Annotated in this window: 11 protein-coding genes; 6 read left to right on the forward strand and 5 right to left on the reverse strand. The window is 41.0% G+C overall.

Going from position 1 to position 15539, the window contains the following annotated elements; all coding sequences use genetic code 11:
• The first annotated feature begins 119 nt into the window (after nucleotides 1-119).
• Both H7U04_RS06755 and ilvA read left to right on the forward strand, forming a co-directional pair.
• Nucleotides 120-3881 carry a glycoside hydrolase family 66 protein gene (locus tag H7U04_RS06755; protein ID WP_073689436.1) on the forward strand — a complete coding sequence of 1254 codons (3762 nt, stop codon included), beginning with the start codon at nucleotides 120-122 and terminating at the stop codon, nucleotides 3879-3881.
• Between the two features lie 110 nt (nucleotides 3882-3991).
• Nucleotides 3992-5242, forward strand: a complete 1251-nt coding sequence (gene ilvA, locus H7U04_RS06760) for a threonine ammonia-lyase IlvA (RefSeq protein ID WP_002883616.1) — start codon at nucleotides 3992-3994, stop codon at nucleotides 5240-5242.
• Nucleotides 5243-5367: 125 nt separating this feature from the next.
• Here the strand turns inward: ilvA and def are convergent, their stop codons facing one another.
• The gene (gene def, locus H7U04_RS06765) at nucleotides 5368-5982 is read right to left on the reverse strand and encodes a peptide deformylase (RefSeq protein WP_002883663.1); all 615 of its coding nucleotides are present in this window, start codon (nucleotides 5980-5982) and stop codon (nucleotides 5368-5370) included.
• A gap of 93 nt (nucleotides 5983-6075) precedes the next feature.
• Nucleotides 6076-6714, reverse strand: coding sequence for a Crp/Fnr family transcriptional regulator (locus tag H7U04_RS06770; RefSeq protein WP_002883647.1), 639 nt, complete (start codon nucleotides 6712-6714; stop codon nucleotides 6076-6078).
• A gap of 107 nt (nucleotides 6715-6821) precedes the next feature.
• On the opposite strand from H7U04_RS06770, the gene H7U04_RS06775 reads away from it, so the two are divergent.
• Entirely contained in the window at nucleotides 6822-7979 is a 1158-nt protein-coding gene (locus H7U04_RS06775) for an MFS transporter (protein ID WP_110980925.1), read from the forward strand.
• A 149-nt stretch (nucleotides 7980-8128) separates the two neighbouring features.
• On the forward strand, nucleotides 8129-8398 hold the full coding sequence (gene rpsO, locus H7U04_RS06780) for a 30S ribosomal protein S15 (protein ID WP_002883618.1): 270 nt from the start codon (nucleotides 8129-8131) through the stop codon (nucleotides 8396-8398).
• A 214-nt stretch (nucleotides 8399-8612) separates the two neighbouring features.
• Here rpsO and H7U04_RS06785 read toward each other — a convergent pair whose 3' ends face one another.
• Nucleotides 8613-9203 carry a VanZ family protein gene (locus H7U04_RS06785; RefSeq protein ID WP_049529346.1) on the reverse strand — a complete coding sequence of 197 codons (591 nt, stop codon included), beginning with the start codon at nucleotides 9201-9203 and terminating at the stop codon, nucleotides 8613-8615.
• A 298-nt stretch (nucleotides 9204-9501) separates the two neighbouring features.
• Between H7U04_RS06785 and H7U04_RS06790 the strand changes: the two genes are divergently transcribed.
• The gene (locus H7U04_RS06790) at nucleotides 9502-12069 is read left to right on the forward strand and encodes an SEC10/PgrA surface exclusion domain-containing protein (protein ID WP_073689730.1); all 2568 of its coding nucleotides are present in this window, start codon (nucleotides 9502-9504) and stop codon (nucleotides 12067-12069) included.
• Between the two features lie 90 nt (nucleotides 12070-12159).
• On the opposite strand, the gene H7U04_RS06795 is transcribed toward H7U04_RS06790, so the two are convergent.
• Nucleotides 12160-12900, reverse strand: coding sequence for an amino acid ABC transporter ATP-binding protein (locus H7U04_RS06795; RefSeq protein ID WP_073689731.1), 741 nt, complete (start codon nucleotides 12898-12900; stop codon nucleotides 12160-12162).
• A complete protein-coding gene (locus H7U04_RS06800) occupies nucleotides 12900-14447 on the reverse strand; it encodes an ABC transporter substrate-binding protein/permease (RefSeq protein ID WP_156685181.1) in 1548 nt (515 codons plus the stop codon). The genes H7U04_RS06795 and H7U04_RS06800 overlap by 1 nt, the downstream gene beginning before the upstream one ends.
• 205 nt (nucleotides 14448-14652) lie before the next feature.
• Between H7U04_RS06800 and H7U04_RS06805 the strand changes: the two genes are divergently transcribed.
• Nucleotides 14653-15507, forward strand: a complete 855-nt coding sequence (locus tag H7U04_RS06805; RefSeq protein WP_002883622.1) for an undecaprenyl-diphosphate phosphatase — start codon at nucleotides 14653-14655, stop codon at nucleotides 15505-15507.
• The last annotated feature ends 32 nt before the right edge of the window (nucleotides 15508-15539 follow it).

The raw sequence follows: 15539 nt of genomic DNA on the forward strand, positions 1-15539 counted from the left end.
AGAAACACCAAGCGATTTTTATGAAACTAAAAATAACTCGAGTTTACAGCATGCAAATACAAATAGTGATAATTTGAAACGCCGAGGTGATTTAAACTTTTTTAGAGGGATAGAGAGATATGTCAAAGAAAGTAGCGTCAACTAAATTATTATCAGGTTTGTTTGTAGCCGGTGGTGTCCTAGGGATGAATCAGGTTGCCAAGGCAGATAACGTGGTCAGTTCAGAAGCAACAAAACCAGTTATTACAACTGAAGCAGATAACTTGGTGGTGGTACCAACTGAGGCCGTTGCTCCAGTAGCGACAACAGAAGTAGGTCCATCATCTGCTGCTGTTGCGACAGATACTGCAACAACAGCGACAGCTTCTACAATCTTTTCACAAGCTGTGCCAGCAGAGAGTGCTAGCTCAGAAACGCTTGTAGCCAGTGAAGCACTAGCTCCTGAGTCAGCTGCTGTGGAAACCATCACGTCATCATTTGATAATGCTACTGAAGCAGGACGCCATTCAACTGCTCAAGTAACACCAGTTACAGAAGTGACAGAGCAAAACTTGAATGGTGATGCCTACTTGACAGATCCAGAAACAACAAAAGCAGCCTATAGCAAGACAGATGGTGATATTAATTATTCCGTTGTTGTATCTAATCCAACAGCAGAAACTAAGACGATGACTGTCAACTTGACACTTCAACATGCTTCAGAAATCATTGGTCAAGATAACGTTGACCTCACGCTAGCGGCAGGAGCTTCAGCTAAGGTTTCAAACTTGACAGTAGCGTCAGAGTGGTTGACAAACAATACAGGTTACTTGGTGACAATCAGTGTCAACGATAAATCAGGTAGTACTTTGTCAAGCAAGCGTGCTGGCTTGTCTGTTGAAGATGATTGGACAGTTTTCCCACGTTACGGTATTGTAGCAGGTTCGCCAACTGATCAAAACAGTATTCTTGTTAAAAATCTTGAAGCCTACCGTAAAGAGCTTGAGCTCATGAAATCTATGAATATCAATTCATATTTCTTCTATGATGCTTATAATGAAGCTACAGATCCTTTCCCAGAAGGTATCGATAGCTTTGTTCAAAAATGGAATACCTGGAGTCACACTCAGGTTGATACTAAGGCTGTTAAAGAATTGGTTGACCAAGTTCATAAGTCAGGTGCTGTTGCCATGCTTTATAACATGATTTCAGCAGATTCAAATCCAAAGAATCCAGCACTTCCACTTGTTGCTTTGGCTTATAACTTCTACGATAGCTTTGGTAAAAAGGGTGAACCGATGACTTACACTATCGGTGATAACCCAACTCAAGTTTACTATGATCCAGCGAATCCAGATTGGCAAAAATACATCGCAGGTGTCATGAAATCAGCTATGGATCGTATGGGATTCGATGGTTGGCAAGGTGATACAATTGGTGACAACCGTGTGACTGATTATGAGCACCGTAACAGCACAGACGAGGCTGACTCACACATGATGTCTGATTCATATGCATCATTTATTAATGCCATGAAGGACCTCATCGGTGAAAAGTACTACATCACAATCAATGATGTTAATGGTGGTAATGATGATAAACTAGCCAAGGCACGTCAAGATGTTGTTTATAATGAGCTTTGGACAAATGGTGGTTCAGTTATTCCAGGACGTATGCAGGTTGCCTATGGTGATTTGAAAGCACGTATCGATATGGTACGCAATAAAACTGGTAAATCACTTATCGTTGGTGCCTACATGGAAGAACCAGGTATTGACTATACTGTTCCTGGTGGAAAAGCAACTAACGGTGCAGGTAAAGATGCCCTTGCTGGTAAGCCATTGCAAGCTGATGCGACTCTTCTCGTAGATGCGACAGTAGCTGCAGCCGGTGGTTATCACATGTCCATTGCAGCCCTTGCCAATGCTAATGCAGCCCTTAACGTTCTTCAAAGTGCCTATTACCCAACTCAATACCTCAGTGTGGCTAAGGACACTATTCGTAAGCTTTACAATTACCAACAGTTCATCACTGCTTATGAAAATCTTCTCCGTGGTGAGGGTGTGACTAACAGCACTCAGTCTGTATCTACCAAGAATGCTTCTGGTGAAATCCTTTCTAAAGATGCTCTTGGTGTGACAGGAAATCAAGTTTGGACATTTGCTAAATCAGGAAAAGGTTTCTCAACTGTTCAAATGATTAACATGATGGGCATCAATGCGGGCTGGCATAATGAAGAGGGTTATGCGGACAATAAAACACCGGACGCACAAGAAAATCTCACAGTTCGTCTTAGTCTAGCAGGTAAAACAGCTCAAGAAGCAGCTAAAATTGCTGATCAAGTCTATGTGACATCACCAGATGATTGGGCAACTTCAAGCATGAAGAAGGCACAAGCAAGCCTTGAAACAGATGAAAATGGTCAACCAGTGCTTGTCATTTCAGTTCCTAAACTAACTCTTTGGAACATGCTCTATATCAAGGAAGACACAACAGCAACACCGGTAGAACCAGTTATCTTGAAACCAGTTACTAACCAAGCTGGTAAGAAAGTAGATAATACAGTAACATCTGAAGCAAGCTCAGAAACAGCTAAATCAGAAAATACAACAGTAAATAAAGGTTCAGAGGCTCCAACTGATACGAAACCATCTGTTGAAGCTCCTAAACTAGATGAAACAACTAAACCAGCACCATCAGTTGACGAGTTAGTAAACTCAGCAGCTGTTCCAGTGGCGATAGCTGTGTCAGAGACCGCACATGATAAGAAAGATGACAACTCAGTATCTAATACGGATCAAGGTACAGTAGCATCAGATTCAATCACTACACCAGCTTCAGAGGCTGCAAGCACAGCTGCCTCAACAGTCTCATCAGAAGTATCAGAAAGTGTAACAGTATCATCGGAAGCATCAGAAACTGAAAATAGTTCAGTAGCATCAACTTCAGAGTCAGCAATTTCAACGACGACAGCAATTTCAGAATCACATACAGTAGTTGAACCAGTGGCTTCTTTGACAGAATCAGAGAGTCGGGCAAGCACTAGCCTTGTTTCAGAAACTACTAGCACAATTGTCTCAGTTGCTCCGTCAGAAGTATCAGAAAGCACAACAGTATCATCGAAGGTCTCAGAAACTGATATTATCTCAGCAGCATCAACTTCAGAGACTTCAGCATCTGAATCAGAGAATTCAATCAGCACAGTCGTTTCAGAATCAGAAGTAGTTGAAGAACCAGCTGTTTCATTGACAGAATCAGAAAGTCAAGTGAGCACTTCAGAAGTGACTTCGGCGATTTCAGAAACAGTAAGCACATCAGAGGAAGTCATCCTTGATGGACTATCAGAAAACATCAATAGTTGGAATAGACTCTCTGTAGCTCCTCGCGTCTCAGAAACCTTACCAAGTACTTCTGAAACGATTACAGAAGCAGCATCACTCTTTAGCAACTATGCAAGATATTCAGAAACAGCAAGCTCAGAATCTCACTCTATGGTAGCAGCTTCTTCAGAAGTTTCTATTGAAAAATTAGCAGTATCTATCTTGAAAGATACTGAGGGTGGCTTGTACGATGCTACAACAATCAGAAATATTGTTGAGATGATTGATAGCATTACAACAAATGTCAGCTATACTCGCAGTAGCCGTCAAGACCTTGTCAATACAGCTTCGTCAGATAATACTTACAATGGTAGTCAAGATCTTAACCTTGCAAGTAAGACAACGACGCAAGCAGGTGAAAAAGGAACAACTGAAGATCTTAAGGCTACAATTGCTAAAACAGCAAAATCTCACAAGTGGGGAGAACATGCTGTAGCTATCCTTACAGCTATTGTCCTTGCAGGTGCGGCAACCCTTGCAGCTCTTCGTAACTTCTTGATGTCAAAAAAAGTTGATAAATAATAAGTAGAACTCTTTGTGTAAACAAGGAGTTTTCTTTATACTGGCTGCTATTTTTTCTGAAAATTGTGATACAATAGAAATAGTTTGAATATTGTGTCAAAGGAGAGCCAATGATTACTGCAAATGATATCGTAAAGGCTAATGAAGTCTTAAAAAACGTGGTGGAACGCACACCACTAGATTTTGATCGCTACCTATCTGAAAAATACGGGGCGACCATTTATATTAAAAAAGAAAATATGCAAAAGGTACGCTCTTTCAAATTGCGTGGAGCCTACTATGCTATCCATCAATTGAGTGATGAGGATAAGGCGCGTGGTGTGGTTTGTGCATCAGCCGGAAACCATGCTCAGGGGGTTGCCTACACTTGTAACGAGATGAAGATTCCGGCAACCATCTTTATGCCAGTAACAACACCTCTCCAAAAAATTGGTCAAGTCCGTTTCTTTGGTGGCAAGTTTGTAACAATCAAATTGGTGGGAGATACCTTTGATGCTTCTGCCCAAGCAGCGCAGGAATATACCAAGTCTGAAGGGATGACTTTCATTGATCCATTCGACGATTATAATGTCCAAGCGGGGCAAGGAACTGTTGCTTATGAAATTTATGAGCAGGCTCAAGAGGAAGGTGTTTCCTTCGATAGTATCTTGGTTCCAGTAGGTGGTGGCGGCCTTATCTCTGGTGTAGCTACCTATATCAAGGATGTAGCACCGTCTATGGAGGTTATTGGTGTTGAGGCTAGTGGTGCTCGTAGTATGCGTGCTGCCTTTGACCGTGGTTATCCTGTAAAACTCGAAGAAATTGATAAGTTTGCGGACGGGATTGCTGTTCAAAAGGTAGGTGTCAAGACCTATGAAGTCGCACGTAAATATGTTGACCGCCTCTTGGGAGTTGATGAAGGATTGATTTCAGAAACCCTAATTGATATGTACTCTAAGGTTGGTACCATTGCAGAACCCGCAGGTGCGGCATCAGTGGCAGCTTTGGAAGTGATCAAAGATGAGATTAAAGGAAAAACCATCGTCTGCATCATTTCAGGTGGTAACAATGACATCAACCGTATGCCAGAGATGGAAGAACGTGCGCTTATCTACGATGGTATCAAGCATTACTTTGTGGTTAACTTCCCACAACGTCCTGGTGCCCTTCGTGAATTTGTAAATGATATCTTGGGACCAAATGATGATATCACTCGTTTTGAGTACATCAAACGTGCTAATAAAGGAAAAGGTCCGGTTCTCATTGGTATAGCTCTTAGTGATAAGAACGACTATGATGGACTTCTCGAGCGTCTTTCGGCCTTTGACCCAAGTTATATCAACCTTCACGGTAACGAAACACTATACAATATGCTTGTCTGAGGACAGGTTCAGACAATGAAAAAAGAATCGACGAAGTCGGTTCTTTTCTACTTTGACTTAGCTATAAAGTGGTACTAATGCCTTATCTTCAAACTAAAACCCCAGTATTTCTACTGAGGTTTTCTTTATTCGATAATTAAGAGTCCATCTTTAATAGCGAATGGATTGTCTTTATTGATGCGGTCGTAGAACATGATACCGTTAGTATGGTCGATTTCATGTTGAACAACGATTGAGTTGTAACCACGGAGTTTAACACGTTGCTTTTCGCCCTCTTTGTTGAAGTATTCAACAGTTACACGAGCATGACGAACCACGTAACCAGGAACGTCGCGGTCAACTGAGAGGCATCCTTCGCCATCGCCCAAAGCAGCATCCTGAACAGAATGGGCAACTACTTTAGGGTTGTACATGATTTCTTGAAGGCTATATGCTTCTTTTGGTGGATTACCTTCAGCGTCTTCAGGGTTTGGAACGAGAACAGCGATAATGCGTTTTGAAATATCTAATTGAGGGGCTGCAAGACCGACTCCCCCACGAAGCCCCATTTTTTCGGCAATAACAGGATCTTGTGAGTTACGAAGAAACTGCATCATTTTTTCACCTAGGATAATGTCTTCGTCTGATAGTGGGAAGGTTACATCTTCAGCGACAGCACGCAAGGTTGGATTTCCTTCGCGAATGATATCATTCATATCAATCATATGGCTGGCGCGGATAATTTTGGTTTGAGCGTCCATTTGTTTACCTCTATTTTCTTTGATTTACTTGTTTATAACTATAGCACAAAAGGGTTGAAAATTAAACCATCAAGGATTAAAGTGAGGCTTTTTCTAATCGATAAAAGCCAGTTTTTCCAAGGTTTGTCTCTCTAAAATACGATAGGTTTTAAAGGCCTCTTTTTCGATAATTCCCTGGTCGATAAATTGTTTGATGACTCGCTGTACATGACGATAGCTAGTTCCAAAACGGGAAGCTAAAATAGATGGCGATAATTGAAAGATATTCTCTTCTTCACTATTCAAAATATGGGTGGCCAGACGCTCTTTGACAGAGTAGCTCGCATTCGTTGAAGCAGTGATACCTTGCTTATGCAGTGCCATAGCCAGGTTACGTCCAATTTGGTAGAGAAAAACAGGGTCTTTGAGGAGTTCTTCTTTATTATTTAATGGGAGCTGAACTGCTTGAACCTCTTCTAAAGCAATGACTGATGATCCTGCTGGTTGGTTGGTCATGAGTTCTACATCTCCCAATATCTGAGGCTGATTGAGCGTTTCTAGGATATGTTCTTTACCATTGAAGAGAGAACGAACAATTTTTACCTTTCCTGATAAAATGTAGGTCAGCTCAGTGATAGCTTGCCCTTGGGTACAAATATAATCGTTCTTTTGAAAGGTGACTTTCTGTAATTGGTTGAGGTAGGGGGGTGGAAAGACCTGGTCAAGTTGAGGTCTTATGGTATGATTACGCATACATCTCCTTTTTTAGGACCTAGGTCCTATTTTTTAAAGTCTCCTTAGATTATAATGAAAAAATAACTATTAGACAAGTAAGGAAAGGATGTTCTTATCCCTATATTATGACACGAATTTTAGAAAAAATGAGCCTGCTTGGGCTATCCTTGCTCTTGATTTCGGCCTTTTCGATTTCAACAGCGTTACCACCTATGTTGGACTACTATAGCCCAACCTTTTCTGCCGCGCAAGTGGAGCTTTTAGTATCTGTCCCTTCATTTTCCGTAGTCGCGATGCTCTTACTTAATTCATTTATTGACAAATGGCTAAGTGATAGACAGCTAATTGTGACTGGGCTGCTCTTACTTAGTAGTGCTGGGATTTTTCCTTTTTTTGTACAAGCCTATCCTCTTGTCTTACTGTCACGTATTGCTTTTGGAATGGGGATTGGTCTTATCAATGCTAAGGCGATTGCCATCATCAGTCAACGTTATCAAGGTAAAGAGCGAGTTCAGATGTTAGGTATTCGTGGCTCCATGGAGTTGATTGGTGGAGCTTCTTGTTCTCTTTTAGTTGGACAATTACTGAAAATTCATTGGACCTTTGCCTTTCTTATCTATGGTTTTGGTTTTGTGATTTTGATTATGTACCTCCTTTTTGTGCCATCGATGGAGCAGGTGGAGAAGAAGCAGATTACAAAAAGAAAACAAGTTCTGAACAAAAAAGACCTTGGTATGATTCTTGGCATGGCTCTTTTAGCAGGTTTTGTCATCTGTATCAATTCTTCGATTAGTTTGCGCGTGCCTCTGTTTCAAGTTGCTGGTAAGACTATTGAGAGTGGTCAATCAGCCTTAGTACTGAGTTTAGAGCAGGGAATTGGAATTGTAGCTGGACTGAGTTTCGCCTCGCTTATAGGACATTTTAAAAATCGTCTTTTGCTTATAGTGATGTTCTTGTTAGCGGTTTGTCTCTTTGGGATGTCAGTGGCTAGTAACTTACCGATTTTGATTTTATCTTCAGTTGGTGTTGGTTTCTTTTATAGTATTATTTTGACAATTATCTTTAACCGACTTTCTGAGTCTATTGCTAGAAGTCTGTTGAACAAGGCGACAGCCTATGTCCTCTTAGGCTGTAACCTAGGGTCAGCCATTTCCCCTTATGTTTTGAAATTGTTAGCACTCATATCTCCAAGTTTTAGTTGGATTTTTCTAGCTTATGCTATCGTAAGTTTCCTACTTTTCCTTGGATTCTTTCTGAATGCAAAAATGGCCAAAAAAGTCTAAGCTTCAAAAACTTAATCAGTGAAATCTTGCGATTGACAAAGATTAGTAGATGAGCTAAAATAGAGAGGTCGTAAAGACAAACCAACTCTTTCTTGGTTTTAGGAGAGCCAATCCTAAGACTCGGATGGAGCAAAAAAAGGAGAAAAAACATGGCAATCTCAAAAGAGAAAAAAAATGAAATCATTGCTCAATACGCACGTCACGAAGGTGACACTGGTTCAGTAGAGGTTCAAGTTGCTGTCCTTACTTGGGAAATCAACCACCTTAACGAACACATTAAACAACACAAAAAAGACCACGCTACTTACCGTGGTTTGATGAAAAAAATCGGTCACCGTCGTAACTTGTTGGCATACCTTCGCCGCACAGACGTTAACCGTTACCGTGAGTTGATCAGCTCACTCGGACTTCGTCGTTAATTCAAGATACAAGTGTCTAGGCCTTGTTCAATTGAATACACGAAAATGGAACTGCTCTATGATGGGGCAGTTTTTTTATTCGCTAGGATTTTAGCCTGAGTTCAAAACAGCTCTCTAGATGTAGAGGGCTGTTTTTCTGCATTCCTCTAAAAATTTCTTACGATGATTAATCTATAGAACAAAAAAAAACTCCAAAATTAATTCTGGAAGTTTTTTAACTTAAAATCTTTTTGATAACTGTTTGAAATTGAGGGAGTTGATGGATAGCAGTTCCGACAAGGATACCTAACATATTTAAGGTGATATCTCCCAAATCAAAGACTCCCAAATGTCCGAAGTACTGAATGGATTCGACGGAGAAAAGGGTAAGGAGACAAAGTAGGAGATTACTCAATCGTGAAGAAAAGAGGAGTCCCAGAGGAATGAACATTAACAGGTTCATGATGGGAACGAAGTGGCTACCCCAGTATAATTCCCGAGCAAAGGAAAGGGGGTTAAGTGAGAGACCTTGGGTACCAATGTTTTTCAAGAAAAGTAGGTAGAAGAGAGCAAGAAAGTAAATGAAGTAGAGTAGGAGTAGTGTCTGTTTTTTCAGCTTTCTAGTAAGAAGTAGTTTCAAAAAAGCGTAGACAAAGTAACTCAGTAGGACAATAATGACTAGGTTGAGTAAGACTTGAAAGTAGGAGCCATAATGGGCGATGTAATGAACGTACTGTTCGAGATGCCCCCTATAAAACCAATAAGACAAGGCCAGTGAGAGGATTCCTAGTAAGATGTTACTCAATGTTTTTAATGTTTTTGCCACTTTGCTCCTCCATTTGCATATGATGAGTACACATTATATCAAAAAAACGTTTAAAGAAAGTTAAGAAACTGTAACGAAGTTTTGATAGAATAAAAGGATAAGGCAGAATCAAAGACTAAAAAAGGACTTTGAAACAGCAACTCTACTTTTGACTAACAATTTAATGATTTTTGTAAACAGGCTATGAAAGCTTATAAAATAATTAAATTTTAAAAATTAGGAGTCAGCACCTTGTTTCGAGATTATTAAAATGTTATTATATAGTAGTGAATTTTTAACATAAAAAGGAGTTCGTCTTATGAATAAAAAGGTTTTGGCGACAGCTGGAATTGCAGCACTTGCAGTTTCTGCTACAGTTGCTAAAGCTGATGAGGTAACGACAAACGATCAAGCCTCAACAACAGCATCAGTATCATCGACAGCTACACAAGCTGTCCCAACTCAAGCCCAAGTCGAAGCGGCTAGAGAAGAAGCCAGCGCTGCAAATCAAGCAGTATCGCAACAAGAGTCAGTTGTTGCTAATCATGAAGTAGCTGCAAACCAGGCTCAAGCAAACCTAGCGACAGCAGATTCTAACTTGCAAAAGGCACAAACAGCAGCCGATGAAGCAAGTCCAGAAACTATTGCTGCCGCTCAAGGTCAAGTAACTACTGCTGAAAATGCAGCTAAGGAAGCTAAGTCAGCAGTCGAAACAGCTCAATCAGCAGAAAAAACTGCTAAAGATGCAGCAGACAAACAGCAAGCTGTCGTTAATACAGATCAAGCTAATGTCAATGCTAAAGCTACTGAAGTGGCTAATGCTCAAAAATCAGTAGATGCCGCTAAAGCAGCTCTTAATGGTTCTAGTGCTTCTGAGGCAGCTTCTAACCAAGCTAAAGCGCAATCAGCTTTTGATGCTGCAACAGCAGCTGAGAAAAAAGCTCAAGAAGAATTGGCAGCCGCTCAGGCAGCTGATAAAGAAAAAGCTACTGCTATTTCAGCTAAAGAAGGGCAATTGACTGCAGACCAAAATGCAGCAAACCAAGCTAAAGCAGCTTATGAGACTGCTCAAACAGTAGCTAATGAAAAGGCAGCCGCACTTGCAGCCGCTGAAGCAGCTAAGAAAAAAGCAGAATCTTCAACAACTTCAACAGCTAATGTTCGTCAAAAATTCTCAGTGTCACAAGAGTATGTCAATGCTCTTAAGATTCATGAGTCTAAAACAGCGACCGCAGCAGAAAAAGCTCAAGCTGAACAAGTCTTGAAGAACGTTAATAAACGTGATCGTGGTAACAATAGTTATCAAGATAATGAAGCGGATAAAAATGTTAAAATTAGTGATTTGAATAATCTTAGTGAAGCTCAAATTACAGATTTGTCATTGTATGCTTCAAGTTTGATTAACCAAATTCGTACAGCCTTTGGTACAACTCAAACATCTGTTTCAAAAGGTAGTGTTCTTGCGGCTGACCGTGTTTCAGATGGTTATGTAGCAGATAACTGGGGTTGGGAAGCTATTACCCATCAACGACATGATAGTGCCGCCCTTGACCGTGCTGGTAAGTCATTTAATAGTGTAAGTATTGGTGAAAACCTTAATACATGGCAAGGTTTGACAGGACCATTTACCCTTAACGACATTAAGAAATATGTCTATGAAGCTATGCTTGACTTCATGTTTAACGGTAATGAGTGGAACCATGCTCGTTCTATCTCTGGACTTACAGCAGATGGTGGTGAGTCTTACATTGGAACAGACATCAGTGTTGTTGCCGGTGCCTTTAACGTTCACGTAAACAATGTCAATAAAAATTCTATCGCTTCTGATAGTAGCTTTGACACAACTAAGATTGCTAACCCATATGAAGGTAACCAATCTCAATCATCTTCAAATGCAAATCTTGCTGCTGCAAAAGCAGCTTATGAAGCTGCTAAGCAAGCTAACGATCAAGCTCAAAGTGACTTGGCTAGCAAGAAAGCGGCTTCTGAGTCAGCAACTCTTAAGCTTAAGAATACTCAGTCAGAACTTGCAGCTCTTAAAGCGACTGCAAGCAAGTTGGCAACTGCTCAGAATAACCTTTCTGAAAAACAAGCAGCCCTTGCAACTGCTAAATCAGAATTGGAAAAAGCTAACGCTGCAGTTGAAAACCTTAATGCTAACGCACAAGAAAAAGCAGCAGCCCTTAGCAAAGCTCAAGCAACTCTTGATGAAAAACAAGCAGAGCTTAAAACAGCTAAAGATAAACTTGCGACAAGTTCTGCAACCTTGCAACGTTTGACAAATGCCTACAACGCTGCTAAGCAAGATACTGCTAAGAAACAAGTAGCATTGACACAAGCTAACCAAGCCTTGACTGCTGCTAAGAACCGTGTAGCAGCCCTTACAAATGCTTCAGCTAACCTAGCTAAGGCTAAAGCAGAACGTGCAACAGCCTTTGCCAAACTTACTGCGGCGAAAGCAGCTCTTTCAACTGAACGTGCGAAACTTGTTGAATTGTCAGCTAAGCGTGATAAATTAACGAGCGAATACACGACTGTTCAAACAGCCTTCGATAACTACATGAAAGCTAAGGCAGACAAAGAGCTTCAAACACAATTGGCTAAAGAGTTCGCTAACATTACATCTAAAGGTCTTACACCAGTACCTGTTTACGATGTAGATGGGAAAGTTATTGCTTTCACAACACAAGAACAGGCAGCTCAAACTGTAGCGCAAGTTCCTGTAAATTATGGTCAAACAAAAGCTGAGAAACAAGCTCCTGTACAAGAAGCAGACAGCTTGCCAGAAACAGGTGAGTCAACTGCAGCAGGATTCAGTCTTGTAGGTCTCTTCATGACACTATTGGCCTTCCTTGGTTTCGTTGACAGACGTACACGTCGTAACTAATCATTATAGACAAAAAAACGGCAACTGCCGTTTTTTTTATATGTCTGAGAATCTAAAAAAGTTAAGGCCGAAACCTTAACTTTTTTGTTTTTAACCCAAGAAACGTTTGAGGAATTCCTTGGTACGTTCTTCTTTAGGATTTTCAAAGATTTGTTCTGGGCTACCTTGTTCAGCGATTACCCCTTTATCCATGAAGATGACACGGTCTGAAACGTCACGTGCGAACTCCATTTCATGGGTAACGATAATCATGGTCAAACCAGTTCCAGATAGCTCCTGCATAGTCTTGAGTACTTCCCCTACCATTTCTGGGTCAAGGGCTGAAGTTGGTTCGTCAAAGAGGATGGCTTCTGGATCAACAGAGAGGGCACGAGCAATTGCTACACGTTGTTTTTGTCCCCCTGAAAGTTGTTTTGGTTTAGCTTTCCAGTATTGTTCCCCCATACCAACTTTCTCCAAGTTAGCTTTGGCGATGCTTTCAGCTTCTTTACGGTCACGTTTTAGAACGGTTGTTTGAGCTACGATAGCATTTTCCAAGACATTAAGGTTTTCAAAGAGGTTGAATGATTGGAAAACCATACCGAGTTTTTCACGATAGGTAGTGAGGTCGTAACCTTTTTCAAGGACGTTGTCCCCATGATAGAGGATTTCACCACCTGAAGGTGATTCGAGTAGGTTAATAGAGCGAAGGAAGGTTGATTTCCCTGAACCTGAAGAACCAATAATTGAGATAACCTCACCCTTTTTGACGCTGAGGGAGATATCTTTGAGGACTTCATTTTTTCCGTATGATTTTTTGAGGTTTTTAATTTCTAAAATCGTCTCAGTCATTAGTGAACCCCTCCTTGTGTGTAAGTATCTTGATCCAAACGGCGTTCTACATAACGCAAGATGCGTGTCACTGTGAAGGTAAGGACAAAGTAGATTGCTGCGATAACAAAGAATGTTTGGAAGTATTGATAAGTTTGGCTTGCGACAGTGTTACCTGCGAAGTAAAGTTCCACAACAGAGATAACGTTCAAAACAGAGGTATCCTTGATATTGATAACGAACTCATTACCAGTAGCTGGCAAGATATTACGGATAACCTGTGGAAGAACAATCTTACGCATGGTTTGACCATGGGTAAATCCAAGAGCAGTTGCAGCTTCGAATTGTCCTTTATCAACAGCGAAGATACCACCACGAACGATTTCACTCATGTAGGCTCCGGTGTTGATAGAAACGATGAAGACAGCTGCTAGGGTACGGTCAATGTTGATACCAAAGGCCTGGGCAGTACCGTAGTAGATAACCATAGATTGTACAATCATTGGCGTACCGCGGAAAACTTCGATATAGACATTAAGAACCCAACCAAAGAGTTTTTGGAGCAAAGCTACAAATTTATTAGCAGCTTTAGGAGCTGTACGGTAAACACCAATCATAAGACCGATAAAAGTACCCACAACTGTACCAATAATTGAGATAAGAAGGGTAATTCCTGTACCACGTAAGAATTGTGGCCAGTTCTTAGCGATGATAGCGCTCATCTGACTAAAGAAGTTTCCTTTTTTAGCCTCATCAGTCTTATCTGCAGGTTGGATGGCAATGATGTGATCCATCAGTTTGACACGTTCCTCTTGGCTGATTCCAGCAAGGACCTTATTGACTTGTTCCATTTGCTGGCTGTCTCCTTTACGAAGACCGACGGCCAAGGACACGTCATCGTCTGAAACCTGGAAACCACCATCTTTAAGCGTAATCATCTTATATTTTGAGCTAGCTTCTTCGGCAGTTTTGGCTTCAGGACGCTCTGAAACATAGCCATCGATGATACCAGACGCAAGGGCTTGGCGCATAGCACCGAAGTCTCCCATAGCGGTTTGTTTGCTGACACCTGGGATTTGGTCAATCAAATTATAGAGATAAACCCCTTGTTGAGCTGTGATTTTAGCATCCTTGAAGTCTTTGAGGCTCTTAGCGTTGGCATAATCACCGTCTGAGCTGACAACCATGACAGGTTCGCTTCGGTAGTAGCTGTCTGAAAAGTCGATTTCTTGACGACGTTCAGCTGTTGGACTCATACCTGCGATGATCATATCGATCTTGCCGGAAGTGAGGGCAGGAATCAAACCTGTCCAAGCGGTTTTGACCACCAAGGGTTTCTTCCCTTGAGCTTCAGCGATTTTTTTAGCGATTTGCACGTCATAACCGTTGGCATACTGTTTAGTACCTTCGATTGGAACGGCTCCGTTTGAGTCATCGTCCTGCGTCCAGTTGAAAGGTGCATAGGCAGCCTCCATACCGACACGGAGATACTCGTCTGCTTGAGCGCTTGATACTCCGCCAAAAACGAGGAGGAGCGCTGCAAAGCAGGCTACAATAATTCTTTTCATTGAAACAATGTCTCCTATAAAAATGTCATACCTTACTATTTTACAGGAAATTAGGATTAATGACAATAAGTTGGGATTAGAAAAACAATCTCTATACCAAGATTGTCTTCAAATACAAGTTGTAATTTGATATAATGGGAAGGACGATTTGGAGCCTTGATCATTTTTGGTGTGATGAGGCTAGCATTTTAAAACGGAGATAATTATGCAAACGGCACAATTTATTATTGAATTACTAAAAGCAGTCTTTCTTGGGATTGTCGAAGGTATCACTGAGTGGCTACCGATTTCATCTACAGGTCACTTGATTTTGGTGAATGAATTCTTGAACTTGAGACAAAGTAAAGATTTCATCGATATGTTTAATATCGTTATCCAACTTGGTGCTATTCTGGCGGTTATGGTCATTTACTTTAAACGTTTGAATCCCTTCCAACCTGGTAAGACAGCACGTGAAGTGCAATTGACTTGGCAACTTTGGCTCAAGGTGGTCATTGCCTGTATTCCTTCAGCCTTCTTTGGTCTACTTTTAGATGACTGGATGGAGGCCCATCTCAGTAATTTCTTTGTAGTAGCTATCATGTTGGTGGTCTACGGGATTGCCTTTATTTGGATTGAGGACCGCAATCGACGTGTAGAACCTAAGGTAACGGATTTGGCACGTATGTCTTACAAGACAGCTTTCTATATTGGTCTTTTCCAAGTCTTGAGTATCATTCCAGGGACAAGCCGTTCAGGTGCTACTATTCTTGGGGGTATCATCGTTGGTACTAGTCGTAGCGTAGCTGCTGACTTTACCTTCTTCCTTGGTATTCCAACCATGTTTGGTTATAGTGGCCTTAAGGCGGTTAAGTATTTCATTGACGGGAATACCTTGACAGGTGGACAAGTGGCTATTCTCTTGGTAGCTAGTGTGACAGCCTTTGTTGTCAGCTTGTTCGTGATTCGCTTCTTGATGAATTACATTAAGAAACATGATTTCACAGTTTTCGGAAAATACCGTATCGTACTTGGTATTATTGTGCTTCTTTATGGAGCTGTCAAACTTATTTTCGGATAATTACTTTTAAGTAAACTGAAAAGGACTTCGAT

This window comes from Streptococcus sp. 22.1, assembly GCF_016648645.1.
Taxonomy (GTDB): domain Bacteria; phylum Bacillota; class Bacilli; order Lactobacillales; family Streptococcaceae; genus Streptococcus.

Bases quoted from the DNA above. Each gene is read 5' to 3' on its own strand.
- H7U04_RS06800 (WP_156685181.1), bottom strand. From the start codon at position 14,447: ATGAAAAGAATTATTGTAGCCTGCTTTGCAGCGCTCCTCCTCGTTTTT.
- H7U04_RS06795 (WP_073689731.1), bottom strand. From the start codon at position 12,900: ATGACTGAGACGATTTTAGAAATTAAAAACCTCAAAAAATCATACGGA.
- rpsO (WP_002883618.1), top strand. From the start codon at position 8,129: ATGGCAATCTCAAAAGAGAAAAAAAATGAAATCATTGCTCAATACGCA.
- H7U04_RS06790 (WP_073689730.1), top strand. From the start codon at position 9,502: ATGAATAAAAAGGTTTTGGCGACAGCTGGAATTGCAGCACTTGCAGTT.
- H7U04_RS06805 (WP_002883622.1), top strand. From the start codon at position 14,653: ATGCAAACGGCACAATTTATTATTGAATTACTAAAAGCAGTCTTTCTT.
- def (WP_002883663.1), bottom strand. From the start codon at position 5,982: ATGGACGCTCAAACCAAAATTATCCGCGCCAGCCATATGATTGATATG.
- H7U04_RS06770 (WP_002883647.1), bottom strand. From the start codon at position 6,714: ATGCGTAATCATACCATAAGACCTCAACTTGACCAGGTCTTTCCACCC.
- H7U04_RS06775 (WP_110980925.1), top strand. From the start codon at position 6,822: ATGACACGAATTTTAGAAAAAATGAGCCTGCTTGGGCTATCCTTGCTC.
- H7U04_RS06755 (WP_073689436.1), top strand. From the start codon at position 120: ATGTCAAAGAAAGTAGCGTCAACTAAATTATTATCAGGTTTGTTTGTA.
- ilvA (WP_002883616.1), top strand. From the start codon at position 3,992: ATGATTACTGCAAATGATATCGTAAAGGCTAATGAAGTCTTAAAAAAC.